The organism is Campylobacter sp. BCW_6877, assembly GCF_001762445.1.
Classification (GTDB): domain Bacteria; phylum Campylobacterota; class Campylobacteria; order Campylobacterales; family Campylobacteraceae; genus Campylobacter_D; species Campylobacter_D jejuni.
Window position 1 is genome coordinate 14,486 of sequence record NZ_MJWW01000036.1, and the last position, 23,511, is coordinate 37,996.

The following is a 23,511-nucleotide window of genomic DNA, read 5'->3' on the forward strand; positions in this document are numbered from 1 at the left end:
CTTTCTACCTTAGTTTTTTTGTTAAATTTTTTTTGCTATTATACAGCTTTTAATTTTTAATAAAGCTTTAGGTAAAAAATCAATGAAAAAACATCTTATTAGTATTTGTGCTTTAGTTGCTATAGCCAATGCAGCAACCATTAAGGATATTAAATTTATCGGATTAAACCACTTATCAAATACAAGTGCCATAAATATTACAGGGCTTAAAATAGGAGAAGAAATAGATCCTGCAAAAATCAACACTGCTATTCTTAATCTTTATAAACAAAATTATTTCGAAAATATTTCAGTTGAAAACAACAATGGAATTTTGGAAATTATAGTTACTGAAAAACCAACTATAGCAAAGGTTAGTATAACAGGTATAGCTTCAAATGATAGAAAACAAGTTGAAAGTATTTTAGGGATTAAAAGAGGTACGCTACTTGATGAAGGAAGTATAAAAGAAGCTATTGAACGCATTAAAGCTTATTATGAAGCAAAAAGTTATTTTGATACTATTGTAGAATACAAAAAAAAGACTTTAGAAAATACCGATGGATTAGAGCTTGAATTTATAGTAAATCGTGGTGAAAATATCATTATTGATAATGTTCATTTAAGTGGAGCCAAGAAATTTTCATATTCTGATATAGAACCTTCAATTGTCAATAAAGAAAAAGAATTTATGGGTTGGATGTGGGGACGCAATGATGGAAAATTAAAAGTTTTTGAGCTTAGCAATGATAGTTCAAGAATTGCTGATGAGTACATGAAAAAAGGATATTTAGATGTTCAAGTATCTCCTCCTTATCTTAAAACCTACACAGATACTTATCAAGCAAATTTGACTTATTTTATCAAAGAAGGAAAGCCTTATAAAATTAAAAGTATAAACATAGAAAATCCTTTATTTGATGATAAACAAAATGCACAAACCGTAAAAGATTTAAGATCAAGCGCTGGCAAAACTATCAATATTGAAGACATTAGAAAAGATGTTAAAACCATAGAAACACAAAGTGCTGATTTAGGTTATGCGTTTGTAGAAGTCTATCCTGATATTCAAAAAAATGATCAAACTCAAGAAGCTACTGTTGTATTTAAAGTAATCCCTCACGATAAAGTTTATATAAGAAATGTTATTATTTCAGGAAATTCACGCACTGTAGATCGCGTCATACGCCGAGAATTATATATAACAGAAGGTAATTTATACAATAGAACAGACTTAAGCGAGTCAAAAAATGCTTTAAAAAGAACTTCTTATTTTGACGATGTGAATATCAAAGAAGAAAAAGTTGACGATACACATATTGATTTGATTGTTGATGTTAAAGAAGCTTCTACAGGAGCTATTTCTGGAGGCATTGGCTATGGATCAAGCGATGGTATTTTACTTAATGCTTCTTTATCAGATACAAATATCTTTGGTTCAGGGATAAAAAGCTCTGTAAGCGTAGATAAAAGCGATGATACCTTATCAGGAAGGATTAGTCTCATAAATCCACGCGTTCTTGATAGTCAATATAGCCTAGGTGGAACACTTTATTCAAATGACTATGAATGGGATAATTATTCAGAAAAAAATTACGGCTTTGATATAACAGTTGGACGCCAATTTGCAAGATACTATAATGTAAGCTTAACTTATAATCTTGAACAAAGCGATATTTATCACTTAAGTCCAACTCTTTTAAGAACAGGATATGAACTTGGCAAAAGTATTAAAAGCTCTATAACTCCAGCAATTACCTTTAACAATACAGATGATTATTATCTGCCACGATCAGGTATCATTGCTTCAACTAGTTTAGAATACGCTGGACTTGGCGGAGATCAAGAATTTATTTCATCAAGCTCTAAATTTAACTTTTATCAAGGTTTGCAAGACTATATAGGATATGATCTTATTTATCGCTACAAAGCAAGCTTTTATAAAGTATGGAATGAAGGTTATTTACCAATTAACCAAAGAATTTATTTAGGTGGTATTAGATCGATACGCGGTTTTGAAAGCAGAACAGTAAGCCCTAAAAACCAATGGGGAGATGAAGTGGGAGGAACCATAGCTTTTGCCAATTCCGTAGAACTTAGTTTTCCTTTGATTGATAGAATTAAACTTCGTGGTAGCGTGTTTTTTGATTATGGTATGATAGGACGCAAAAATTTAGATGAAATAAAAAGAATGAGTACAGGTATAGGCATTGAATGGATTACACCAATTGGACCTTTACAACTTGTATTTGCCAAACCTCTTAATGATAAAAAAGGTGATGATACTAACAGTTTTGAATTTAATCTTGGAACACGCTTTTAATGAAAGAATTTTTAGATGCTTGCTTGAATGCAAATTTGCAAATACGCAAGTATCTAAACAATATCCCACAAAATGATCTTAAACTTTGCTCTAAATTAGGCTATGATGAAAATCAAGGCTATGAGCTTGACTTAAAATGTGAACAAATTTTCATAAAATATCTTAGTTGTTTTGGACAAATTTTTTCTGAAGAAAGTGGCTTGATCGGAAAAGCTAACCCAAAACAAATGATTCTTGATCCTTTGGATGGAAGTTCAAATTTTGTTTCTAAAATACCATTTTATGGAACTTCTGTAGCTCTCATGGAAAAAGATCAGACAAAAAGCGCTTTTGTTTGCAATCTTGTTAGTCAAGAAATTTTTGCTTTTAATAACAATCAAGCTTTTAAATCTAATCTTTCCGATCCAAAATACTCACCTTTAACACCTAATCTATTTCCTAAAATAGGTATAGTTGAAAAAATTTCACTTCATCCAGAACTTCTCGATTTTTTAACAAAAAATCAATTAAAATTTCGCTCTTTGGGTGCAACAGCCTTAAGTCTTGCTTATGCTTCGTATTTTAGTTTTGTATTAATTCTTGGAAAAACACGAATTTTTGATACAGTAGCTGCTTTAACAATTCATCAAAATTTATATATAGAAAAAAATGAAAATTTCCTTCTCCTAAGCCAAGACAAGAAAATTTTTGATATAATCTTAGAATTTTTAAAAAATAATTAGGTGAATATATGAATTTTGCAGATATTTTTTCAAAAATAAGAAGACAACAACCTAGCGTTAAAGAAGCTCCAAATCACTGGATAAAATGCCAAAGTTGTCATGCTTTGATGTATTATAAAGAAATAGAATCTTGTTTTAATGTTTGCCCTAAATGTAATTATCACATGAGAATTTCAGCTGATGAACGTATTAAACTTTTAAGCGATGAAGGCAGTTTTATTGAGTATGATGCAAATTTAGAGGCTATAGATCCTTTAAAATTTGTTGATAGCAAATCCTATAAAAAACGCCTTAGCGAAGGTGAAAGTAAAACAGGTAGAAAAAGTTCTGTTATTAGTGGAGAATGTGAAATCAATGGTTTAAAAACCCAACTTGTTGTATTTGATTTTTCTTTTATGGGTGGATCTTTAGGTTCTGTTGAAGGAGAAAAAATCGTTAGAGCTGTACAAAGAGCCATCACAAGCAAAACTCCTCTTGTCATCGTAAGCGCAAGCGGTGGAGCTAGAATGCAAGAAAGTACTTATTCTTTGATGCAAATGAGTAAAACTAGCGCCGCACTTAAACTTCTTAGCAAAGAAAAACTTCCTTATATTAGCATTTTAACTGATCCTACTATGGGCGGAGTAAGTGCTTCTTTTGCTTGGCTTGGAGATTTAATCATCGCTGAACCTGAAGCTTTAGTAGGTTTTGCTGGTGCAAGAGTTATTAAACAAACTATAGGAACAGATTTACCTGAAGGTTTTCAAAAAGCAGAGTTCTTGTTAGAACATGGACTTATAGATGCCATAGTTGAAAGAGGAGAACAAAAACAATATCTTAGCGATGTACTAAAATTTTTTAGTGGAAAATAATTTGCAAGTTAATATCTTTTGTATTCAAAAAAGTGATGAATTTAAAACTTGGAGTGAGAAATACTCTAAACTTATTTCTAAATACGCCACTTTAAAAGAAATAAATGTTTTTAATAAAAAAATAGCCTTAGCTCAAAATTTAAATGCCATAGAAGCAAAAAAAAGCTATGAAGAAGCTTTTATGCCTTATAAAAAAGGCTATTGTATCGCTCTTGATGAAAAAGGGAAAGAACTTACAAGTATAGAATTTGCAAAACTCATCCAAGATAAAAATGAATTAAGTTTTTTTATAGGCGGTGCTTATGGTTTAAGAGAAGAATTTAATCAAAGTTTGGATTTTAGACTATCATTAAGCAAACTTACTTTAGCACATCAATTTGTTAAAACCTTACTTTTAGAACAAATTTATCGTGCATTTTGCATCAACAACAATCACCCTTATCACAAATAGAAAGTTTTAAAATGAAAAAAAATGAAATACAAAATTTCAAAAATATTTTAGAAGAAAGAAAAAAAACCATCTTAGAAAATTTGCAAAGCAATTCAAATGAAATCGAAGCTCTTCACAATAGCGTCCCAAGCGATAGTGTAGATTTTTCTGTCATAGAAACAGGCTCTCAAATTGACTTTACTATCAGCACCAATCTCAAAGAAGAACTTATAGAAATCGAAAATTCTTTAGATAAAATCAAAAACGGCACTTATGGAATTTGCGAATCTTGTGATGATGAAATCGACTCTCAAAGACTAAAAGTCAAACCTCACGCAAGATATTGTATCACTTGCCGTCAAATTGCAGAACAAGGAAAAAAACATGAAAATTAAACTCTTTTTACTTGCAAGTTTTATTTATATAGCACTTATTTTTGCCTTTGCTTGGCATCTAGAACTAGGAAGCTATACTCTAAATATCAGTACTTATACCTTTGAACTACCTATTATGATATGGCTTGTTATTCCTTTATTTGTTTATATGATTTTAGCCGTTTTGCACATAGCATTTTATGGATTTTTGCGTTATTTAAAATTTAAGCATTTTTTTAAAGATGCAACTAAATTTGAAGCTTATACTCAAGATTTGCTCCTTGAAAAAGATCTTAAAACCACTTTTCAAACAAAAGAATTTAGAGCTGTGGCACAGCTTTTTAAAACCCTAAAAACACATGAAAAAATTCCACACTCAAATAAAATCAATGAAATTTTAGATCTTATTGATGGTTTAAATAAAAACGAATTTTTTAACCTTAGTAAATTTAAACTCGAAAATAACAATGTTTTATATTTGCAAAATGAAAAAAATCATCTCAAAAACGATGCAAATTATGCCTATAGCAAACTTAAAAACCTTAATGAAATCAAAGATGAATTTGAAGAAATTGCTTTTAATACTCTTATAGAAAAAGCTAGTTATGAACAAATTAAAAATGTAAAAATCCCTAAAAAGCCTTCTGAAGTTCTCACACTTATCAAGCGTTTTAAAGAAGGAAATTTAGAACTTAGTGCAGCAGAATACGAAGTTTTACTTTCACACAATATACTAAGCGAAAAAGACTATCTTAACGCAGCAAAACTAAGTACTAAACTTTTAAATCCTGATGCTATTTTAGGAATTTTTAACAAAATTAAAAATGAAAAAAGCGAAGCTTTAAGAGCACATTTATATCTTTTAGCTGAATTTGGACTTTTAGATGAGTTAAGAGAGCAAATTCACAATGATGATAAGAAATTTAATGATTTTAAGGCCTTTTTAGCCTTGCGTGAAAAAAATATCAAAATCAATCTAAACCAACTCATACAATGATAGATTTTAGCAAAAAACCTTTATTTTTAGCTCCTATGGCAGGTTTTTCAGATCTGCCTTTTCGTAATGTAGTAAAAAAATTTGGTGCTGATATCACCATAAGCGAAATGATAAGTTCTAATGCCTTAGTTTATGAAAGTTCTAAAACTCTACATATGCTAGAAAGAGCTGAATTAGAAAATCCTTATATAGTCCAAATTGCAGGTGGAGATAAAGAAGTGCTAAAAAAAGCAGTGCAAATGCTAAATGAAATGGATTTTGTAGATGGGATTGATTTTAATTGCGGTTGCCCTGTAAATAAAGTTGTTAAACAATGCGCTGGTAGTGCTTTGCTAGAAAAATTAGAGCTTTTTAAAAATCTTGTAGGAGTAATTAAAGAAAACAATAAAAAAAGCCTTACAAGTGTGAAATTTCGACTAGGATTTAATGAAAAATATCCTGAAAAAATGGCTAAAATTTGTGAAAGCTTGGGGGTGGATTTTGTAAGCATCCACGGACGCACAAGAAAACAGCTTTATAGCGGAAAAGCCGATTATGAATCCATTGCCAGTGCTAAAGCGAGCGTGAAAATTCCTGTGATTGCAAATGGTGATATTAACGCACAAAACGCTAAAGAAGTTTATGAAATCACAAAATGCGATGGACTCATGATAGGGCGTGCAAGCGTGGGAAATCCTTGGATATTTTATGAAATCAAAAGCGGTAAAAGCGTAGATGAAAAACTCAAAAAAGAAATCATACTCACTCATTTTGATGAAATGATAAAACACTACAAAGATCAAGGCGTAAGTATATTTCGCAAACATTTACACGAGTATTCTAAAGGCTATAAAGACGCTTCAGCCTTTAGAGATAGCGTTAATCGTATCGACAATGTCGAAGAAATGCGAAAAAAAATAGAAGAATTTTTTAGTTTAACTTGATCGATTTTTATAATTTAAAAAACCTTAAGCCTTAATATCTATACTTTTTGGTGCAGAATTTAAAGAAAGAATTTTATTAAATTCTCCTGCATCATCATCACTAAATTTCACACCAAAAAGAATTTCTAATTCTTTACTAGTGCTAAATTTACCTTCTAATAGTTTTTTTACAAGTTGGTTTCTTATATTTTATCATCTTTGTAAGTTTCTTTGTTTTTACTTTCTGCTTGTATAGGTTTAAAAGGCTTTTCTTTGCCTTCTTCTGAAGTTTCTTTGTTATTTGTATTTTTTAAAGGATTACTATAATCTACACCTTTTGCCTTTTCTGCTTCTTCTAGTGATTTTACAAACTCATCGTGTTTTTGTTTAAAATCAAGATATTTGGTTTTAAATTCTTCTAGGCTCATATTAGAATTAATAAGCTTATTGTATTCATCTCCTAAATTCTCAATAGTTTTTATTAGTTTATCATCTCCTAAATTTTTAGCTCTATTTATATAATTCCATATTGATAAACTATCTCCCATAGGATTGCCCCAGCCATCTTGCTCGTAGGAATATTTTAAAGGATTTTTATTCATAAAGGACAAAAATTCTTTTATTTCATTGTTGTCCGTATCGCTATTAAGTCCAGCTAATTTACCCAGTAAGGTTGTTTGTCCTTTAATTGTGCTAAGATTATTTATAAAAAACGCAATTAAAGCACCACCTTTAGATATTTTGTTATCATGTATTTGATATTTATTAGAACCCAAATCTGCTATATTTTCATCAGTAAGCTTCCAAATGAAAGCATTATCGCTTTGTAATTCTTGCCAATAATTTACCCCATCTTTTTGGGATAGATTTTTTAAATCCTGTTCTTGAAAGCTTTCTCCTAATCCCTTATCTTTAACAAAAGAAGAAAAAGAGTTATAAGCATTTCCTATTGTTTTAGCAATGTCTATTTGAGAGTAAAAAGGTTGTCTTTTAATAAAGTTATTTACAAAATTATTTAAACCATCTGCATAAATCTTATAATCTTTTGGCAAGCCTGCTGCTTCGTTGAAATCACTTGTAAAAAAGCCCTCTTTATCTACGCCATAGCCTAAAATTTTATCTACCGCTTGTGATTTATCACTTACAAGGTTATTATTTGCTATGGCATTAGATGATTTTGTATTTGAAGTAGTATTACTAAAAGTATTTGTGTAATTGTAGTTTGAATAAGAATTTATACCATTAATCATTTTTGCCTTCCTTGTAAATGAAATTTATTAAGATAAATCGGCAAAAATGATTTTTTCTTAAAATATCTACTCATAATTTAAAATATATAATATAAAACCTTCTAACACTCGAAGAAAAAATTCTTACTTAATCTTTTAAAGTCCTTATAATCAAACTTTTAGGCAAATTAAAATGCTCTATAAGTTCTTTCTCTTTTTCTCTCATTTCTCCATTATCATTTTCATGATCAAAACCTAACAAATGAAGCATAGCGTGGATAAAAAGCAAGCTTATTTCTTCTTCATAGCTATGCCCTAACTCTTTAGCCTTCTCTTTTGCCAAATCCACATTGATCACAACAGAACCCAAAGGCAAACTTTCATCGATATTTTCAAGCGGAAAAGAAAGTACATCAGTGGTTTTATCTTGTTTTCTTTGCTCTAAGTTAATTTCTTGCATTTCTTTACTATCCACAAAGACAAGCTCCACATCTTTAGGGCTTAAAAAACTTGCTATAGATTCTAAAAAATCACATTTTTCATCACTTAATATCATAAACCTTCCTTAATCAAATGATATAAATTTTCTATTTCTTCATCATCAAAAATCGCACAATTTTTACTGCTATAAAATTGTTTTAGTTTTTTCTCTTCAAACTCAAATCCTAAAGCACATTGAGAATGCGAAGGTAAAAAAGCCCTTAGTAATGTAATGGAATTTTGAATTTTCTCATCACAGGCGAAACAAAAAAAATCTTTATGCAATCTTCCTTCAAATTCCAAAATTTTTAAATAAGCATCAACAATAACACGCTTTGGATTTTGTTTTTCAAACCTTTTCACACACTCATCAAGTAAATCAAAATAAAAACTATCAAGCTCTTCCACATCTTTTAAGTGTCTATATAAAAGACGGATAAATTCTTGCCAAATAAGCATTTTATCCCTTTGCATAATCCATAAAAATCCCAAATGCAATACATCTTTAAGTCTTGGTAAAAAACTAGGATTTTCTTCTAAAGCAAAGTCGATTTTATAGCCGCTTAAAATACTAGAATGTCTAAGTCCATAAAAACGATAAGCCTTAATAAGCATTTTAGGACTTAAAATATAAACGATCAAATCCTCGTCTTTAACTTTTTGAGTATGAAGTATAAAGCCTTGCATTAAACAATTTCAATACCATAAGCTCTAAGTATATCAAAAGCGGATTTTTCTAAATTTTCATCAAAACTTGCACTTAAATTTTGGTGTAAAATTATCCTTGCATTAGGCTTAGCACCAAAAGCTAAAATGATATTACAAAACACACAAATATGAGAAACAAGCCCTGCAAAATGAAGTTCTTCATAATCGCTTTTTTGTATGAAATTAGCTAGTTCTAAGCTACCAAAAGTATTTTTATAAAAAATTTTATGAGCTTTTTGTAAAAAAGGTTCAAATTCCTTTGGCATTTGCCAACCCAAACTCTCTTTAATACAATGTTTTACAGGTAAATTTAAACCTTCTTTACTTTGTAGATAATGCTCATCATGCGTATCATAGGTTAAAAGCAAATGCGTGTTATTAAAATCGATTTGATTTAAGGCTTTAAGAATATTTTCTTTGATTTTTAAAGCCTTATCAAAACCTAAACTTCCATCAATAAAATCATTTTGATAATCCACTAAAACAAAAGCTTTTTTCATGCTTTTATGCCTTTTGAAGCCAAAAACTCTCCGTGTGTAAATTGGCAAAAGCGGTTTTTAAACTTGTAAAAAGCTTAGGATGATCTTTTTCTAAATTTGCTAAAAGCTGTTTAGCTTCTTCTCTAGCGTGGGGGAATTTTACATTTTTTTCGCTGAGTTTCATACCAGGACAAAATTCATTTCCTATCACGCTAAGTTCATTTTGCGTAGCATTATCCCTAAGCTGTCTTTCTCGCACAAAAATCAAAGGGCGTATCACAATTACACCGCGTTTGCTTTGATAAATAGGCGCTAAGGTTCTTAAAGCTCCATTATGAATAAAATTCATAAAAAAGCTTTCTGCTGCATCATCTAAATGATGGGCTATAGCAAGCTTGTTAAAACCTTTTTCAAGAGCGTAAGTATATAAAGCTCCACGACGCATTCTCGAAAAATAACTACAAAAACTTGAATTTTCTCTTATGGTATCACCTGAAACTTCATAAATATTTGAATCAAGCACGCTATGTCTAATGCCGTGTTCTTCACAATGTGCATGAAGATGAGAATAATCCTCGCCCATGCCATAACTCAAAGTTACCGCTTCAAGTTCAAATTTAAAAGGAGCATGAGCTTGCATACGATTTAAAAGATGGGCTAAAGCCAAAGAATCTTTCCCGCCGCTAAGCCCTAAAAGAACCCTATCTCCATCTTTAATAAGTCCAAATTTAGCATTAGCTTGTGCAACTTGGCGTATAAGTTTTTTGCTAAGATTTATCATAATTTCTCGCACATTTTAAGCACAAAATTGGCTGAAATTTTAGCTGAATTGATCACAAACTCATCAAAATCAAATTCAGCCTTTTCCCCTGCTTTATCACTCATAGCTCTTAAGATAAAACAAGGCACCTTTAAAGCATCGCAAACCAAAGCCACACTTGCGCCTTCCATTTCACAAGCATCCGCATTGAAAATTTCTCTAATTTTTGCTTTTTTTGCTTCATCGCAAATAAACTCATCACCCGTTGCAATAATACCTGCACGCAGTTTGATATTTAATTCCTTAGCAACTTCTAAAGCAAGATTGTTTAATTTCTCATCGGTTTTGATAAAAATTTCATTACCTGGAACAAAACCCAAAGGATGCCCAAAAGCGGTAATATCAAGATCGTATTGGGCTAATTTTGTTGCATAAAGCAAATCACCAATTTCAAGTTCAGGATTAAAAGCACCCGCAACTCCTGTAAAAAGCAAAGCTTGTGCGCCAAATTTTTCTATCATCACACTAGCACTAAGAGTAGAATTTACCTTGCCGATTTTAGAATACGCTAAAACAAGTTCATGATTTTTATACTTTGCAAAATAATAAGTATTATTAGCGTGTTCTATTTTTGTATAATCTTTAAGTGTTTCAAGTAAAGGAGTGATTTCTTCACTCATGGCTCCTAAAATTGCTATTTTCATCATATAACCTTTAAAAATTCATCAATATCATTCATATTTGTTAAAGCATAAGTTTCTTTTGAAGTGATTTTTTTATTCAAACCCTTAAGCACACTTGCGCCAAATTCTATGAAATAATCTACTTCATTTTCACATGCCTTAATGCTTTGTTTATAAAGCACAGGAGAGATAAGTTGTGCTTTTAAAAACTCAAGGGCTTCTTCTTTGCTTGTGTAAATTTTGGCATTTGCGTTAGAAATTACGGCTTTAAAATTTGGTTTTAACACCTTTTCAAGCTCCACACAAAGCTTAGCTGAAGCATTTTCCAAAAGAGGACAATGACTTGCCACGCTCATATTTAAAAGCATAGCTCTTTTAGCTCCTGCTTCTTTAAATACACTTTCATAACTTGCTAAATCAGGTTTTAAACCTGCTACAACGATTTGTCCATCGCAGTTATAATTTGCAGCAAAAATTTGCTTATTTTCTTTTTGTGCTTTTTGGCAAAGCTCTTCAACTCTTTCATCACCAAGCCCTAAAACAACCATCATACCCGCTTCAACTTTTACACAATCTTCTTGCATAAAAAGCCCTCTTTTATTGACCAAAGAAAGAGCCTCTAAAAAATCAAAAGCACCATTAACAGCTAAGGCTGAAAATTCACCTAAAGAATGCCCTAAGGCAAATTTCGAACTTAAATCAGGTTTTTTTTCAAGTAAAACACTATAAGCCATTAAGGAATTTAAAACGATGGCGGGTTGAGTAAATTCACTTTGATTGAGTTTTTCGTTTTCTTCAAAAAGCAAATGTTTAAAATCAATCTTACAAAAATCACTTGCGTTTTGAAGGAGTTCTTTGGCTTTTATAGAGTTTTCATAAAAATCTTTTCCCATGCCAAGACTTTGTGAGCCTTGACCTGGAAATATGAACGCAGTCTTCATTAATGACAACCGCAACCGCCGCCGCCACAGCAACCGCCGCCACCGTGTCCGTGATGATGATCGTGTTTATGTCCGCTTCCACAACCACAACTATGACTTCCTGCGATAATACCTGTAAGAATTTCATCTTCACTCGCAGCTCTAGCATCTACGATATTTAAAGAAAAAAGCAAATCACGACCTGCATAAGGATGATTATAATCAATTGTGACATCATTTTCGCCAATTTCTTTTACAGTTACACGAACGGTTTCACCATTTTCACCTTCGCCAAAAAGCTCCATACCTACCTTTAAATCAATACCTGCAAATTGCTCTTTTGGCAAAGTTTGAATTGCATTTTCATCGTATTCGCCTAAACCTTTTTCTTTTTGAATTACCACATCAGCATTGCTAGGGCAATCAAGCTTCATCACTTCTTCTTCTAAGCTTTCTAAAATCTGACCTTTGCCTAAAATAAAAGAAATAGGTTGAGAGTATAAATTTGATTCTAAAACTTCATTTGTATTTGCGTCTTTTAACTCATAAAACATTGAAACTACGCTATTTTTTTCTATAGCCATTTTATCTCCTTAATTTATTTTCTATTAGGTGAAGCTTTTGCTTCGGGTGAATTTGGATAATTAGTTTTTAAAGCTTTATAAAAACCATTTGCTGTTTTTGTATCACCTGTTTTATCCAATGAAATGGCAGTATGATATAAAAGTTTTGGGAAATAATCCCCTTTTGTACTCAAAGAAGAACTTTTTTTATAATAAACAATAGCATTGTTATAATTTTTTTGTTTATACTCGATCTCCCCTAACCAAAAATTTGCTCTTGCAGGTTTATACTGCTTTGTTATGAGAAAATTTAATTTTGCTTTGGAATCTTCAAAAGCATTTTTATCAACATCTTTTATCGCTAATTCTAAAATTTCATTATTTTTTTTCTTTTTCCAAGATTCATCAATTTGTTTTGCTTTATCATCCTGGGTATTTTGAGTATTATTGTTTTCAATGGTACTATTTGAATCTGCAGTTGAAACAACAACACTAGGTGTAATAGTTTTAACGCTTAAATTTGCATCATTTAATTCGTTTTTAGAAACATAATTTGCATTAATAGCATCTACTAAAGAACTAAGTTCGGCTAAAACTTTTTTTACTTGCTTATTATTAGCTTCTTGAATTTTTCTACTTTCTTCAACATAAGCCTTTAATTTTTGAATTTCACTAGTAAAATTATTTTCAATATTTTGATTATTCTCTTCAACTTGACTTAATCTAGAATTTGATTTAGCATATTGAGAATTTATACCTTCTAAAGTGCTTTGTAAACCCTCGATTCTTTCGTTAATTTCATTAATTCTAGCATTTGTTTGTATATTTTCATTATTTAAATTATCTAACTTTTCTTTAAATAATTTTTCATTTGAAGTTAAACCATAAGAAGAATTGCTTGTTATATCTCCTGCACCAAAAGCTGAGCTTTCTGCATAAAGTAAAGTAGCTCCAAGAAGAGCTACTGTGAATATTTTTTTCATTAATTATCTTGATAATTTAAATTCAGCACGTCTGTTTTGCGCATCACAAGCTTTAGTTTTTTCAGTGCACACAGGATTTGTTTCTCCATAGCTTTTAACAGCAATTCTATCAGCATTTACACCTTTAGCGATTAAAGCTTCTTTTACAGCTTTTGCTCTTTTTAAACCTAGAGCTTGGTTATATTCATCAGTTCCCCACTCATCGCAGTTTCCTTCAACAGTAATACTTACACCGCTTACTTCAGTGTTAAAGATATTAGCATTCGTGCTTACAACATTTTGCATATCAGGACGAATGTTGAATTTATCAAAATCAAAATATACTTTATTTAAAGTATCATTAAGTTGAGAAATTTTTGAATCAATATCCCAACCATCACTTCCACCTGAACCACGATTTGAATCAACACTACTATCACCGCTTACGCTAGTGCTTTTTGTGCTACAACCACTAATAACAACTACAAGAGCTGCGATTGAAGTAAAAAGAATTTTTTTCATTTATGACCTTTCAAAGTTAATAAATTCTTATTATTATATCTAATTTTTAATTAATTTTAACCTAAAATTGAAATTTTTACCAATCAATTGATTGAATTTTTCCAACCCTAAGAGGAAAATAAAAAGTCTTATTTGCATTTACACGAATAACACCCAAAGCACTTTGCGCACCTAAATATTTGATAAATACTATACTTCCACCATCACTAGAAAATCTTGGAAATAAATTTTTTCCATTTGCTGTAAGTTGACGAATATAATCACTATTAATTGACATCAAATAAATATTAAAAACACCTGCTTGATTTGGTTCACGACTTGAATAAACCAAAAAATCTTTATAAGTCGAAACAGCCGAATTGTTTCTACCATGAAAAACAACTTGTTCAGCACTATTGCTATTTAAATCTTGCATAAAAATATTAGGATATCCTAAACGATCGCTTACAAATACCACTTTACTATCATCTGAGCCAATAAAATTTCCATTAACATCAATACCAGAATAATTAGTTAATTGTGTTAGATTTTTGGTATTTAAGTCATATAAATAAACATCAGGCTGATCTTTTGGAGCCATGGTAACAAGTAGTTTACTTCCATCTACATTCACATCACTTGCTACAACCATACCGCCACTTGATAAAATTTTACTAGCTTTATTGGTATTTAAATCATAACGGTATAAAGTTGGCTTATCATGATCATAAGCTGTATAATAAAATAGAGTTTGTTCTTTATTTCCCCATTTTGGAAATAAATTAAGCCCACCATCAACAATAACTTTTTGATAAGTTAAAGTATAATCAGCCATAATAATTTGACTTTTTTTAGAGCTAGAATTTCTCGCGATCAAAATTTTATGATCCATCCAATCAACAGGTGCAAGTCCTAACGCATTTACAGAAGCTTTGACGCTTTTATGTGCCAAAAATGGATATTGCTCTAAACCATTTAAAGTATAAGTTTGCTCTGACTTATCAGAACCGCCAGCTTTTATTTTTACATTTAAACTCAAAGTGTTACCATTTTTATTTAAAGCGTATTCAAAAGTATAATTACTTGTTTCAGTTGCATTAGCAACAACTTCAAAGTTTGAACTTACTTTCAAATCGTTCACAATGATATTATAAAAGCTTTTCTTTAAATTCTCATCACTTAAATTTGAATTATCTTTAACGATAATCTTTGGTAAAACCACACCAGAATTAACAACATCAATCACTGGATCTTCTGCCCAAAGACTTCCTAAAAAGACTAAAAAAATTGCTACAATTTTTTTCATTTTTTTCTCCTAATCATTTTTAACTTTTGCTTCATCTCTTAAATTCATGGTAATGCTTATATTTTTATTTTGCGGAGGATAAGTAATAAATTTACCTTTTTGACTTTCTAAAAATTCAGCCACTTTAGCATCATATAAAGGATTCCCACTTTTTTCAACTGAAGTATAGCCAAATTTTCCATTTTCATCAATAAAAATTTTTACCTTAACAGAAATTTTTTCACTATTTGGATAATACTGAGTCCATCTTTGAGTGATAATACGCACAACTTTCCCTAAAAATTCATCATAAATTCCAATCTTTTGCGCCTTTGTGCTTTCGCCTTGCGTTGAACTTTCTTCTTGAAGTAAACTATCATTAAGTTGCTTTACAAGTTCGGAAGCTTGAGGTTTTGGGGCACTAGAAGCTCCTGATTTAGCACTTGATTGAATTTTTGTAGTCTTTTCTTCTTGTATTTCTTTGATATTTCCAAAAAGCTCATTAAAATTACTTGCCTTTTGGTCAATATCTTCGGTTTTAACTGTTTTATTTGTAGTCTGAGCAAAAAGCTTTTCTATATCAATTTGCTCTGTTGGTTTTTGTATTTCTTTAGGAGTGTTGCTTTGAGTAATAACTTGTTTTGATGGTTCAGCAAGTTCAATATCTACAAAACTATCTTTTATATCAGTATATTGTATAGCAGGTTCAACCTCGCTTACAAGTCTAAAAAAAACAAGAATTACTATACTAATATATATTGCTAAAGCAAGTAAAAACGAATTTAAATTACTCAAACCATAATTTTTCATGATTATTCAGTCTGTAAAGCAACTTTATTAAATCCTAAATTTTTTACACTTCTTAAGACTGAAATAACATCGTCATATTTTAAGCTTTTATCAGCGCGTATAAAAACCGGATCTTCGGTATTAAATTGTGCTTTTCTTTGAGCAATATTGTCAGCAAAACTTATAAAATCGTATTTTTCTTGATTTAAAAAAATTTCTTTTTTTGCATTAATACTAATAATTAAACTCTTAATAGTTGGAGCGCTAGTATTTTTTTGACTACCTTGTGGAAGATTAATTTTTTCTTCATAAGTAATGCTTGGAGCTGTTACCATTAAAATCGCAAGCAATACAAGCATAATATCTACTAAAGGTGTGATATTAAGCTCAGGTTTTTCATCATCAAATGGCATTTTTAACCTTATTTACTCGAACTTATAACTTTAATCTCGCTATCAATAATGCTTAAAAGTTCGAAAGCTTTTCTTTTAATGATGAGATGAAATGTATAAGCAGGAATTGCTACTAAAATACCACAACCTGTAGCAACTAAAGCCTCGCTGATTTTAGGAGCTATGATACTTAAAGAATTTTGAGTTCCAAGCCCACCAAAAGTTTCAAGTATAGAAATAACTGTCCCAAAAAGACCTATAAAAGGTGAAGTTGAAGCAATAATACTAAGCCAAGTAAGTCCAGCAGAAGCGCGGCGACTTGCTAAATTTTTATAGATTTCTAAATGATTTGAAGTTGTATCATTGCATTTTCTTAAAATCGAATCAGTACGACTTAAATCCTTCTCACCCAAGAGCAAAGTTTCTAAACTTTCTTTTTCTTTATTTCTCCATGTAGCCAAATAAGTCAATCTAGCAAACAAAATACTAAATGCTAAAATAAAATATAAAGAAAGCCATAATAAAACTATATAAGTAATAATACTTGAACTATTGAAAAAATAAAATATAGCTTCAAAATTCATTAATGCATCCTTACATTATCAAGTTTTGAAAAAGTTGCTGCTAAAGCTGCATTATCAGAACTCATAGATTTAATCAAATCTTTTGCTTGAGCAAGATTTTTTTCAATCTCACTTTCATCACTTCCACAAACCCAAACCGCACCCTTTGCTAACACGCAAATCTTATCTTCATCTACCTTTGCATGTCCAGCATCAATAGCAATTAATTCATGGTTTAAATCAGCTTTTTCAATATCAATTACTCCAGATTTTAAAGAAGAAACCAAAGCAGCATGTCCTTTAAGCACGCCAAATTCCCCTTCACTACCCGGTAAAGTAACAGATTTTACTTCTCCTTGATAGATTACACCCAAAGGCGTAACTATCTCGAAATTAATCAAATCGTTCATAAATTAACCTTTTAATTTATCCGCTTTTGCAATAGCTTCATCTATATTTCCAACCATATAGAAAGCATTTTCTGGTAAATGATCATATTTACCTTCTAAAATTCCCTTAAATCCTGCTATTGTATCTTCAAGGCTTATATATTTTCCTGGGCTACCTGTGAAAACTTCTGCAACGAAAAATGGTTGTGATAAGAATTTTTCAATCTTTCTTGCTCTTTCAACTACAAGTTTATCCTCTTCGCTAAGCTCATCCATACCTAAAATGGCGATGATATCTTGTAAATCTTTGTATTTTTGAAGCACTGATTGAACACCACGAGCAACTTTATAATGTTCTTCTCCAATGATATTTGGGTCAAGCATTCTTGAAGTTGAGTCAAGTGGGTCAACTGCAGGATAAATACCCTTTTCAGCAATAGCTCTATTTAAAACCGTTGTAGCATCTAAGTGAGCAAAAACAGTTGCTGGAGCTGGGTCGGTTAAGTCATCAGCTGGAACGTAAACAGCTTGAACTGAAGTGATTGAGCCTTTTTTAGTTGAAGTAATTCTTTCTTGGAATTTACCCATTTCACTTGCTAAGGTTGGTTGATAACCCACAGCTGATGGAATTCTTCCTAAAAGTGCTGACATTTCAGAACCTGATTGTGAAAATCTAAAGATATTATCAATAAACATAAGCACATCAAGACCCATTTCATCTCTAAAATACTCAGCCATTGTTAAACCTGTTAAAGCAATACGATTTCTTGCCCCTGGTGGTTCATTCATTTGTCCATAACATAGAGCAACTTTGTCTAAAACATTGCTTTCTTTCATTTCATTATAAAGGTCATTTCCTTCACGAGTTCTCTCACCCACACCTGCAAATACAGAATAGCCACTATGCTTAAATGCAACATTGTGAATAAGCTCCATAATAATAACAGTCTTACCAACACCTGCACCACCAAAAAGACCTACTTTACCACCTTTTGCATAAGGAGCAAGTAAATCCACAACTTTAATCCCTGTTTCAAAAATCTCACTTTTTGTGCTTTGATCTTCAAAAGCTGGTGGATCTCTATGAATCGCCCATTTTTTATCAAAAGAAATTTCTTCACCTTCATCGATCAAATCTCCAGTAACATTGAAAATTCTTCCTAAAACTTTCTCACCAACAGGAACACTAATAGGAGCACCTAAAGCCTCAGCTTTTAAGCCCCTTACCAAACCATCTGTCATATCCATAGCAATAGTTCTAACTCTATTATCTCCTAAATGAGCTGCTACTTCTAAAACAAGTTTATGTTTTTTTCCTTCGCTTTCAAAATTTACAACAATTGCTTCATTAATTTGAGGTAAATAGTCGTTAAAATCTACATCAACAACCGGACCTAATACCTGTGAAATAAATCCTTGCATTATTTATCTTCTCCTTAAAATTTACTATTTCATTGATTCAACACCACTGATAATTTCTATAAGCTCAGTAGTAATAGATTCTTGTCTTGCTTTGTTATAAGCTAAATTTAGTTGTTTCACTCTTGCCTTTGCGTTATTAGTTGCATTATCCATAGCTTGCATTCTTGCGCTATGCTCTGCCGCCAAAGAATCGATTAACGCATAATACATATTATACTCAAAATACGTTTTCATTAAATCTTCTAAAAGCTCAGTTCCTTCCGGTTCAAGCTCTAAAAGAGAATTATGAGTCTGTTCAATACTCTTTGGTTCAACTGGAATAAGATGATTAATTTTAAGTTCTTGGGTAATCATATTTTTATAACCATTATGAACTAAAATCACTTCATCTGTATTTCCATTTAAAAAATCATCTACAGCAGCATGAATTACTTCACATGCTTTCTCATAGTCAGGACTAGAACTAAGATGGAAATATTTCTCTAACAATTCTATTTTTTGAAAATTAAAATATTCAATCCCAGTTTTACCTATAGCTCTAAGACGAATATTAATATTTTTTGCTTCATATTCTTTTAGCATTTCACTTACTGTTTTTAAAGTCTTAATATTAAAACCACCGCATAAGCCTTTATCTGCAGTGATAAATATTAAATCTACGGTTTTAATTTGTTCTTTTTTATGAAACAAAGATAAACGCACATCATCTTCATTGTGAACAATTTTATTGATCTGAAATGAAATTTCACTCAAAATTTCATCGATTTTTTGTGCATAAATTTTTGATCTTTTAGCTGCTTCTTCTGCTTTTTTTAACTTAGCAGTAGAAACTAGCTTCATAGCATTTGTAGTCTTTTGAGTGTTATGAACACTTTTAATTTTTCTTTTAATTTCTTTTAAATTAGACATAAAAGACCTTATAAATGATTTGCTTTAAACTCATTAATGGCTTTAGCTAGTTTTTCTTCCAAATCAGAATCTAAAGCTTTTTTAGAGCGAATTTGCTCAAAAATATCTGGATGTTTTGCCTCAATAAAAGGATAAATTCCATCTTCAAATTCCTTAATTCTAGAAACAGCAATATCATCTAAGAAACCTTTGGTTCCTGCAAAAATTAAAACTACTTGTTTTTCAACGCTAAGCGGAGAATAAGGTGGTTGTTTTAAGAGTTCAACCATTCTTTGTCCACGTTCAAGTTGTTTTCTACTTGCCTCATCTAAATCACTAGCAAATTGTGCAAAAGCTTGAAGCTCTCTATATTGAGCAAGGTCAAGTCTTAATGTGCCTGAAACTTGTTTTGTAGCTTTAATTTGAGCAGCCCCACCTACACGAGATACTGATAAACCAACATTAATTGCAGGACGAATTCCTGAGTTAAATAAATCAGTTTCTAAGAAAATTTGTCCATCTGTAATTGAAATAACATTAGTTGGAATATAAGCAGAAACATCTCCTGCTTGTGTTTCAATTATCGGCAATGCCGTCAAAGAACCAGCACCTAATTCATCATTTAGCTTGCTTGCTCTTTCAAGCAATCTTGAATGAAGGTAAAAAACATCGCCTGGATAAGCTTCACGACCTGGAGGACGACGTAAAATCAAAGACATTTCGCGATAAGCTACAGCATGCTTGCTCAAATCATCATAAACAATTAAAGCATGTTTTGCGTTGTCTCTAAAAAATTCACCCATGGTTACGCCAGTATATGGAGCTAAGTACTGTAAAGCCGCAGGATCTGAAGCGCCGGCATTTACAACAATGGTATATTCCATAGCACCATGTTCTTCTAGTCTTTTAACCACTTGTGCCACTGTACTTTGCTTTTGACCAATTGCAACATATATACAGATAACTCCTTGACCTCTTTGAGATATAATAGTATCAACAGCAACAGTAGTTTTACCTGTTTGTCTATCACCTATGATAAGCTCTCTTTGACCACGACCAATTGGCACAAGCGCATCAATAGCTTTAATTCCTGTATGTAAAGGCTCATGAACACTTTTTCTCGCCATAATACCTTTTGCTTTTTCTTCAACAAAACGATATTCATTAGCATTGATCACACCTTTAGCATCAATTGGCTCACCTAAAGCATTTACAACACGGCCAATCAAAGCCTCACCTACTGGAACTTTAAGTAATTTCTTAAGTCTTTTTACAGAAGCACCTTCTTTTAAACCTTCTCCTTTTCCAAGTATAACAATACCTACACTCGACTCTTCAAGGTTTAAGGCCATTCCTTTATCACCATTTTCAAACTCTACCATTTCTCCAGCCATAATATTCTTAAGTCCATATACCTTAGCAACACCATCAGCTATAGAAATAATCTTTCCTGTTTCTTCAATTTCAAGATTTAAATCAAAATTTTCAATTCTTTCTTTGATTATTGAACTGATCTCATCAGCTTTAAATTTCATTTACTTTTTCTCCTTAGATAATTTTCAATATATATTCATTTAGCTTATTTTGAAGAGCTTTCATAGAAAAAGAAAGTTCATAACCTAATTCTTCCAATTCTATTTTAATGCTATCATCTTGACTGATTTTATTATTTAATTTAATATTTGCATTAAATTTTTTGTTAAGTTTTACTTCAAGATCTTTAAGATTTTCTTGATTTAATTTTTCTTTAGAATATACAATACCAACAAAAATATTTTCTTTAAAAGCTTTTTGTCTTTCAAGTTCTTTAACTATTTGAGGAATGCATTCTAATCTTGAATTTTCAATCAAAAGTCTTAAAAAATTTTGAAAACTAGAATTTTTAATATCAAAAAAAGAATCAAGAAATTCCATTTTTCTTTCTTTTTTAATCTCATTAGATTCTATAATATTTTTAAATTTTGGCAAAACAAAAGCAGAATTTAAAATACACAAATTCTGATAAAAATCATTTATATCAGCTCTTGAAGCTATCGCTTTTGCATATCTTCTTGCAATTATATTCTCCATATTTAAGATACCTTCTTCATCATAAGTTCTATTATTTCACTCTGTTTTAATGTCATATTTGGATCAGAAAAAATTTCGTTTAAAGTATTTGATACTAATTCTTTTTCCATTTTTCTAAATTCATAATCTTTCTGTTCCTCGAAATGTTTTTGAAGTAAATCCAACTCATCTTGAGTTTCTTTCTTAATATTTTGAACTAAGATTTCAGCTTCTTTTTTTGCTGTAACTAAAGCAGCAGCAGCATTTGCTTTCGCTTCTTCAAGTTTTTTCATCGTATCTAATTTCTTAGCTTTACTTTCTAAAAGTTTTTTTTGAATTTCATCAAGCTTAGAAGAAATTTTTACAATACGGTTTTTGTAAAAATTTTTAAATGGAGTTGCAACAAAATAATACAATATAGCCACAAAAATTAGAAAATTAATAGTCCTTGGAATAATATCATATTCTCCACTACCATTTGATGCACCAAAAGCATACAAAGGTAGCAAAAATATAATAAATAATAACTTACTCATTTCTCTCCTCTTAAATTTTCTTTATGTTATTTTGCAAAGCTTGCTTAAGCTCAGGTAAATGTATGTTTAAATGTTCTTGTAACTCTTTTTTTTGAATAGCTAAATCTGCATAAAAGCTGGCCATTTTTCTTTCTAATTCTTCTTTCTTGCTTCTAAGAATTTGCTCTGCCTCTTCTTTAGCAGCAGCTATAGCACTTTGTTTGATTTTTTGAATTTCTTCTCTAGTGTTAATATGAATAACTTCTAATTCATCATTCACACATAAAACTTCTTGAGAATTTTCTTTTACTTTATTCTCATCATTTTTTATAGAATCATTTCTTTCATCCATAAATTTTAAAAGCGGCTTATACAGCATACTATTTAAAATAACTATCATAGCTAAAAAAATAGCCATAGTAGCAAGCATTATGGAAGGATGCATATCTTCAAACATAATTCTCCTTGGTTAGAATTTTTGAAAGACTATTCTACCATAAAAAAGCTAAGATTTTGGTTAAAACTTTTCAAGCATTTTGATTAATTTTTTAATTTTATCAATATTTTCTAAATGAATTACAAAATCATTATTTTTATTTTTGCAGTCAAATCCAAAGCGATTTAGTATGTGTTTTAATTTCTTTATTTCATCTTCAAATTCTTGATTAGGTAAGCTTTCATTATTTTTTATTTTTTTAACTATTTTTTCGGTATCTCTAACATTAAGTTTTTGACCTATTATACTATCAACCAACATTTTTTCATCTTTTTGATCTAAACCAACCAAAACTTTAGCATGACCCTGAGAAATTTTTCCAGAAGCAATCAACTCTTGAGTTCTAATGTCTAAATTCAGAAGTCTTAAAGTATTTGTTATTTGAGTACGAGACTTATGAATAAGTTCTGCTAAATTCTCTTGAGTAATTTTATGAACTTGCATCAAATCCTTATAAGAATTAGCAAGCTCAATAGGGTTTAAATTCTCTCTTTGTATATTTTCAATAAGAGCCAATTCTCTAAGCTTATTCTCATCAATATCAGCAATAAAAGCTAGAATTTCTTTTTTTCCTAATGCTTTCACCGCTCTTAAGCGACGTTCTCCAGCAATTAAAATAAATTTACTATTTTTTTTAAATACAATAATAGGCTGAATAAGTCCAAATTCTTTGATAGAATTAGCAAGCTCATCTAAAGCTTCTTGATCAAAATTCTTTCTTGGCTGAAATGGATTGGGTAAAATTTGATCAATTTCTATCATAGTGCTTTGATTTTTATCAAAACCCAATTCTTTACTATAAACAGTATCCATATCACTAATTAAACTGCTTAAACCCCTATCTTTATTTAACCCCATTA

Annotated in this window: 28 protein-coding genes and 1 pseudogene; 7 read left to right on the plus strand and 22 right to left on the minus strand. The window is 30.7% G+C overall.

Annotated elements, in window-relative coordinates; all coding sequences use genetic code 11:
* Nucleotides 1-82 precede the first annotated feature (82 nt).
* The 7 genes from bamA to AJ936_RS04665 are packed head-to-tail and all read left to right on the plus strand — an operon-like array spanning nucleotide 83 to nucleotide 6,599.
* Nucleotides 83-2,302 carry an outer membrane protein assembly factor BamA gene (gene bamA, locus AJ936_RS04635; RefSeq protein ID WP_032603272.1) on the plus strand — a complete coding sequence of 740 codons (2,220 nt, stop codon included), beginning with the start codon at nucleotides 83-85 and terminating at the stop codon, nucleotides 2,300-2,302.
* Nucleotides 2,302-3,024, plus strand: coding sequence for an inositol monophosphatase family protein (locus AJ936_RS04640; protein ID WP_070274125.1), 723 nt, complete (start codon nucleotides 2,302-2,304; stop codon nucleotides 3,022-3,024). Before bamA ends, AJ936_RS04640 begins: the two co-directional genes overlap by 1 nt.
* Nucleotides 3,025-3,032: 8 nt before the next feature.
* A complete protein-coding gene (gene accD, locus AJ936_RS04645; protein ID WP_053872325.1) occupies nucleotides 3,033-3,875 on the plus strand; it encodes an acetyl-CoA carboxylase, carboxyltransferase subunit beta in 843 nt (280 codons plus the stop codon).
* A gap of 1 nt (nucleotide 3,876) precedes the next feature.
* Nucleotides 3,877-4,326 (plus strand): 23S rRNA (pseudouridine(1915)-N(3))-methyltransferase RlmH, encoded by a 450-nt coding sequence (locus AJ936_RS04650; protein WP_002870404.1) that lies wholly within the window; start codon nucleotides 3,877-3,879, stop codon nucleotides 4,324-4,326.
* A gap of 11 nt (nucleotides 4,327-4,337) precedes the next feature.
* Nucleotides 4,338-4,700, plus strand: a complete 363-nt coding sequence (gene dksA, locus AJ936_RS04655; RefSeq protein ID WP_002857406.1) for a molecular chaperone DnaK suppressor DksA — start codon at nucleotides 4,338-4,340, stop codon at nucleotides 4,698-4,700.
* Nucleotides 4,690-5,676, plus strand: coding sequence for a hypothetical protein (locus tag AJ936_RS04660; protein ID WP_002870402.1), 987 nt, complete (start codon nucleotides 4,690-4,692; stop codon nucleotides 5,674-5,676). Before dksA ends, AJ936_RS04660 begins: the two co-directional genes overlap by 11 nt.
* Complete coding sequence (locus AJ936_RS04665; RefSeq protein ID WP_070243412.1) at nucleotides 5,673-6,599, plus strand: tRNA-dihydrouridine synthase; 927 nt, start codon at nucleotides 5,673-5,675, stop codon at nucleotides 6,597-6,599. The genes AJ936_RS04660 and AJ936_RS04665 overlap by 4 nt, the downstream gene beginning before the upstream one ends.
* 24 nt (nucleotides 6,600-6,623) lie before the next feature.
* Here the strand turns inward: AJ936_RS04665 and AJ936_RS10760 are convergent.
* From AJ936_RS10760 to AJ936_RS04775, 22 genes and pseudogenes are all read right to left on the minus strand, one after another.
* Nucleotides 6,624-7,828 (minus strand): annotated as a pseudogene (locus AJ936_RS10760) (Cj0814 family flagellar-dependent secreted protein).
* Nucleotides 7,829-7,955: 127 nt separating this feature from the next.
* Nucleotides 7,956-8,363 (minus strand): rRNA maturation RNase YbeY, encoded by a 408-nt coding sequence (ybeY, locus tag AJ936_RS04675; protein WP_002871111.1) that lies wholly within the window; start codon nucleotides 8,361-8,363, stop codon nucleotides 7,956-7,958.
* Entirely contained in the window at nucleotides 8,360-8,974 is a 615-nt protein-coding gene (gene recO / locus AJ936_RS04680) for a recombination protein RecO (protein WP_002851895.1), read from the minus strand. Before recO ends, ybeY begins: the two co-directional genes overlap by 4 nt.
* Entirely contained in the window at nucleotides 8,974-9,495 is a 522-nt protein-coding gene (locus AJ936_RS04685) for an isochorismatase family cysteine hydrolase (RefSeq protein WP_002785057.1), read from the minus strand. Before AJ936_RS04685 ends, recO begins: the two co-directional genes overlap by 1 nt.
* Nucleotides 9,496-9,499: 4 nt before the next feature.
* Nucleotides 9,500-10,255: an ATP-binding protein gene (locus AJ936_RS04690; protein ID WP_002871110.1), complete on the minus strand. Its 756-nt coding sequence runs from the start codon at nucleotides 10,253-10,255 to the stop codon at nucleotides 9,500-9,502.
* Nucleotides 10,252-10,941: an aminodeoxyfutalosine nucleosidase gene (gene pfs, locus AJ936_RS04695; RefSeq protein WP_002859787.1), complete on the minus strand. Its 690-nt coding sequence runs from the start codon at nucleotides 10,939-10,941 to the stop codon at nucleotides 10,252-10,254. The genes AJ936_RS04690 and pfs overlap by 4 nt, the downstream gene beginning before the upstream one ends.
* The gene (locus tag AJ936_RS04700) at nucleotides 10,938-11,810 is read right to left on the minus strand and encodes an ACP S-malonyltransferase (RefSeq protein ID WP_250606958.1); all 873 of its coding nucleotides are present in this window, start codon (nucleotides 11,808-11,810) and stop codon (nucleotides 10,938-10,940) included. Before AJ936_RS04700 ends, pfs begins: the two co-directional genes overlap by 4 nt.
* 47 nt (nucleotides 11,811-11,857) lie before the next feature.
* Nucleotides 11,858-12,421 (minus strand): peptidylprolyl isomerase, encoded by a 564-nt coding sequence (locus AJ936_RS04705; RefSeq protein WP_070274127.1) that lies wholly within the window; start codon nucleotides 12,419-12,421, stop codon nucleotides 11,858-11,860.
* A 14-nt stretch (nucleotides 12,422-12,435) separates the two neighbouring features.
* Nucleotides 12,436-13,383 (minus strand): tol-pal system YbgF family protein, encoded by a 948-nt coding sequence (locus AJ936_RS04710; protein ID WP_002860944.1) that lies wholly within the window; start codon nucleotides 13,381-13,383, stop codon nucleotides 12,436-12,438.
* A gap of 3 nt (nucleotides 13,384-13,386) precedes the next feature.
* Complete coding sequence (gene pal, locus AJ936_RS04715; RefSeq protein WP_070274128.1) at nucleotides 13,387-13,884, minus strand: peptidoglycan-associated lipoprotein Pal; 498 nt, start codon at nucleotides 13,882-13,884, stop codon at nucleotides 13,387-13,389.
* Nucleotides 13,885-13,960: 76 nt separating this feature from the next.
* Entirely contained in the window at nucleotides 13,961-15,169 is a 1,209-nt protein-coding gene (tolB, locus tag AJ936_RS04720) for a Tol-Pal system protein TolB (RefSeq protein ID WP_002851829.1), read from the minus strand.
* Nucleotides 15,170-15,178: 9 nt separating this feature from the next.
* Nucleotides 15,179-15,958: a TonB C-terminal domain-containing protein gene (locus tag AJ936_RS04725; protein WP_002876984.1), complete on the minus strand. Its 780-nt coding sequence runs from the start codon at nucleotides 15,956-15,958 to the stop codon at nucleotides 15,179-15,181.
* Between the two features lie 2 nt (nucleotides 15,959-15,960).
* Nucleotides 15,961-16,350 carry an ExbD/TolR family protein gene (locus tag AJ936_RS04730; protein WP_002851908.1) on the minus strand — a complete coding sequence of 130 codons (390 nt, stop codon included), beginning with the start codon at nucleotides 16,348-16,350 and terminating at the stop codon, nucleotides 15,961-15,963.
* 8 nt (nucleotides 16,351-16,358) lie between these two features.
* Nucleotides 16,359-16,913 (minus strand): MotA/TolQ/ExbB proton channel family protein, encoded by a 555-nt coding sequence (locus tag AJ936_RS04735; RefSeq protein WP_002899766.1) that lies wholly within the window; start codon nucleotides 16,911-16,913, stop codon nucleotides 16,359-16,361.
* On the minus strand, nucleotides 16,913-17,302 hold the full coding sequence (gene atpC, locus AJ936_RS04740; protein WP_002899764.1) for an ATP synthase F1 subunit epsilon: 390 nt from the start codon (nucleotides 17,300-17,302) through the stop codon (nucleotides 16,913-16,915). Before atpC ends, AJ936_RS04735 begins: the two co-directional genes overlap by 1 nt.
* Before the next feature lie 3 nt (nucleotides 17,303-17,305).
* Entirely contained in the window at nucleotides 17,306-18,703 is a 1,398-nt protein-coding gene (atpD, locus tag AJ936_RS04745; RefSeq protein ID WP_002852005.1) for a F0F1 ATP synthase subunit beta, read from the minus strand.
* Nucleotides 18,704-18,727: 24 nt separating this feature from the next.
* A complete protein-coding gene (atpG, locus tag AJ936_RS04750; protein WP_002860587.1) occupies nucleotides 18,728-19,612 on the minus strand; it encodes an ATP synthase F1 subunit gamma in 885 nt (294 codons plus the stop codon).
* An 8-nt stretch (nucleotides 19,613-19,620) separates the two neighbouring features.
* Entirely contained in the window at nucleotides 19,621-21,126 is a 1,506-nt protein-coding gene (gene atpA / locus AJ936_RS04755) for a F0F1 ATP synthase subunit alpha (RefSeq protein ID WP_002881387.1), read from the minus strand.
* Between the two features lie 13 nt (nucleotides 21,127-21,139).
* Nucleotides 21,140-21,661, minus strand: a complete 522-nt coding sequence (locus AJ936_RS04760; RefSeq protein ID WP_002871100.1) for a F0F1 ATP synthase subunit delta — start codon at nucleotides 21,659-21,661, stop codon at nucleotides 21,140-21,142.
* A 2-nt stretch (nucleotides 21,662-21,663) separates the two neighbouring features.
* Nucleotides 21,664-22,176: a F0F1 ATP synthase subunit B gene (locus tag AJ936_RS04765; RefSeq protein WP_002881385.1), complete on the minus strand. Its 513-nt coding sequence runs from the start codon at nucleotides 22,174-22,176 to the stop codon at nucleotides 21,664-21,666.
* Nucleotides 22,177-22,186: 10 nt separating this feature from the next.
* On the minus strand, nucleotides 22,187-22,612 hold the full coding sequence (locus AJ936_RS04770; protein WP_002873443.1) for a FoF1 ATP synthase subunit B': 426 nt from the start codon (nucleotides 22,610-22,612) through the stop codon (nucleotides 22,187-22,189).
* A 60-nt stretch (nucleotides 22,613-22,672) separates the two neighbouring features.
* Nucleotides 22,673-23,509, minus strand: a complete 837-nt coding sequence (locus AJ936_RS04775; RefSeq protein WP_070274129.1) for a ParB/RepB/Spo0J family partition protein — start codon at nucleotides 23,507-23,509, stop codon at nucleotides 22,673-22,675.
* Nucleotides 23,510-23,511 lie beyond the last annotated feature (2 nt).

What these genes read in the sequence shown, in the direction of transcription:
- AJ936_RS04775 (WP_070274129.1), bottom strand. Translation starts at nt 23,509, where the DNA reads ATGGGGTTAAATAAAGATAGGGGTTTAAGCAGTTTAATTAGTGATATG.
- AJ936_RS04700 (WP_250606958.1), bottom strand. Translation starts at nt 11,810, where the DNA reads ATGGGAAAAGATTTTTATGAAAACTCTATAAAAGCCAAAGAACTCCTT.
- AJ936_RS04760 (WP_002871100.1), bottom strand. Translation starts at nt 21,661, where the DNA reads ATGGAGAATATAATTGCAAGAAGATATGCAAAAGCGATAGCTTCAAGA.
- atpD (WP_002852005.1), bottom strand. Translation starts at nt 18,703, where the DNA reads ATGCAAGGATTTATTTCACAGGTATTAGGTCCGGTTGTTGATGTAGAT.
- AJ936_RS04735 (WP_002899766.1), bottom strand. Translation starts at nt 16,913, where the DNA reads ATGAATTTTGAAGCTATATTTTATTTTTTCAATAGTTCAAGTATTATT.
- AJ936_RS04730 (WP_002851908.1), bottom strand. Translation starts at nt 16,350, where the DNA reads ATGCCATTTGATGATGAAAAACCTGAGCTTAATATCACACCTTTAGTA.
- atpG (WP_002860587.1), bottom strand. Translation starts at nt 19,612, where the DNA reads ATGTCTAATTTAAAAGAAATTAAAAGAAAAATTAAAAGTGTTCATAAC.
- AJ936_RS04725 (WP_002876984.1), bottom strand. Translation starts at nt 15,958, where the DNA reads ATGAAAAATTATGGTTTGAGTAATTTAAATTCGTTTTTACTTGCTTTA.
- AJ936_RS04765 (WP_002881385.1), bottom strand. Translation starts at nt 22,176, where the DNA reads ATGAGTAAGTTATTATTTATTATATTTTTGCTACCTTTGTATGCTTTT.
- bamA (WP_032603272.1), top strand. Translation starts at nt 83, where the DNA reads ATGAAAAAACATCTTATTAGTATTTGTGCTTTAGTTGCTATAGCCAAT.
- pfs (WP_002859787.1), bottom strand. Translation starts at nt 10,941, where the DNA reads ATGATGAAAATAGCAATTTTAGGAGCCATGAGTGAAGAAATCACTCCT.
- AJ936_RS04640 (WP_070274125.1), top strand. Translation starts at nt 2,302, where the DNA reads ATGAAAGAATTTTTAGATGCTTGCTTGAATGCAAATTTGCAAATACGC.
- AJ936_RS04685 (WP_002785057.1), bottom strand. Translation starts at nt 9,495, where the DNA reads ATGAAAAAAGCTTTTGTTTTAGTGGATTATCAAAATGATTTTATTGAT.
- atpA (WP_002881387.1), bottom strand. Translation starts at nt 21,126, where the DNA reads ATGAAATTTAAAGCTGATGAGATCAGTTCAATAATCAAAGAAAGAATT.
- dksA (WP_002857406.1), top strand. Translation starts at nt 4,338, where the DNA reads ATGAAAAAAAATGAAATACAAAATTTCAAAAATATTTTAGAAGAAAGA.
- tolB (WP_002851829.1), bottom strand. Translation starts at nt 15,169, where the DNA reads ATGAAAAAAATTGTAGCAATTTTTTTAGTCTTTTTAGGAAGTCTTTGG.
- accD (WP_053872325.1), top strand. Translation starts at nt 3,033, where the DNA reads ATGAATTTTGCAGATATTTTTTCAAAAATAAGAAGACAACAACCTAGC.
- AJ936_RS04690 (WP_002871110.1), bottom strand. Translation starts at nt 10,255, where the DNA reads ATGATAAATCTTAGCAAAAAACTTATACGCCAAGTTGCACAAGCTAAT.
- ybeY (WP_002871111.1), bottom strand. Translation starts at nt 8,363, where the DNA reads ATGATATTAAGTGATGAAAAATGTGATTTTTTAGAATCTATAGCAAGT.
- AJ936_RS04660 (WP_002870402.1), top strand. Translation starts at nt 4,690, where the DNA reads ATGAAAATTAAACTCTTTTTACTTGCAAGTTTTATTTATATAGCACTT.
- recO (WP_002851895.1), bottom strand. Translation starts at nt 8,974, where the DNA reads ATGCAAGGCTTTATACTTCATACTCAAAAAGTTAAAGACGAGGATTTG.
- AJ936_RS04710 (WP_002860944.1), bottom strand. Translation starts at nt 13,383, where the DNA reads ATGAAAAAAATATTCACAGTAGCTCTTCTTGGAGCTACTTTACTTTAT.
- atpC (WP_002899764.1), bottom strand. Translation starts at nt 17,302, where the DNA reads ATGAACGATTTGATTAATTTCGAGATAGTTACGCCTTTGGGTGTAATC.
- AJ936_RS04665 (WP_070243412.1), top strand. Translation starts at nt 5,673, where the DNA reads ATGATAGATTTTAGCAAAAAACCTTTATTTTTAGCTCCTATGGCAGGT.
- pal (WP_070274128.1), bottom strand. Translation starts at nt 13,884, where the DNA reads ATGAAAAAAATTCTTTTTACTTCAATCGCAGCTCTTGTAGTTGTTATT.
- AJ936_RS04770 (WP_002873443.1), bottom strand. Translation starts at nt 22,612, where the DNA reads ATGTTTGAAGATATGCATCCTTCCATAATGCTTGCTACTATGGCTATT.
- AJ936_RS04705 (WP_070274127.1), bottom strand. Translation starts at nt 12,421, where the DNA reads ATGGCTATAGAAAAAAATAGCGTAGTTTCAATGTTTTATGAGTTAAAA.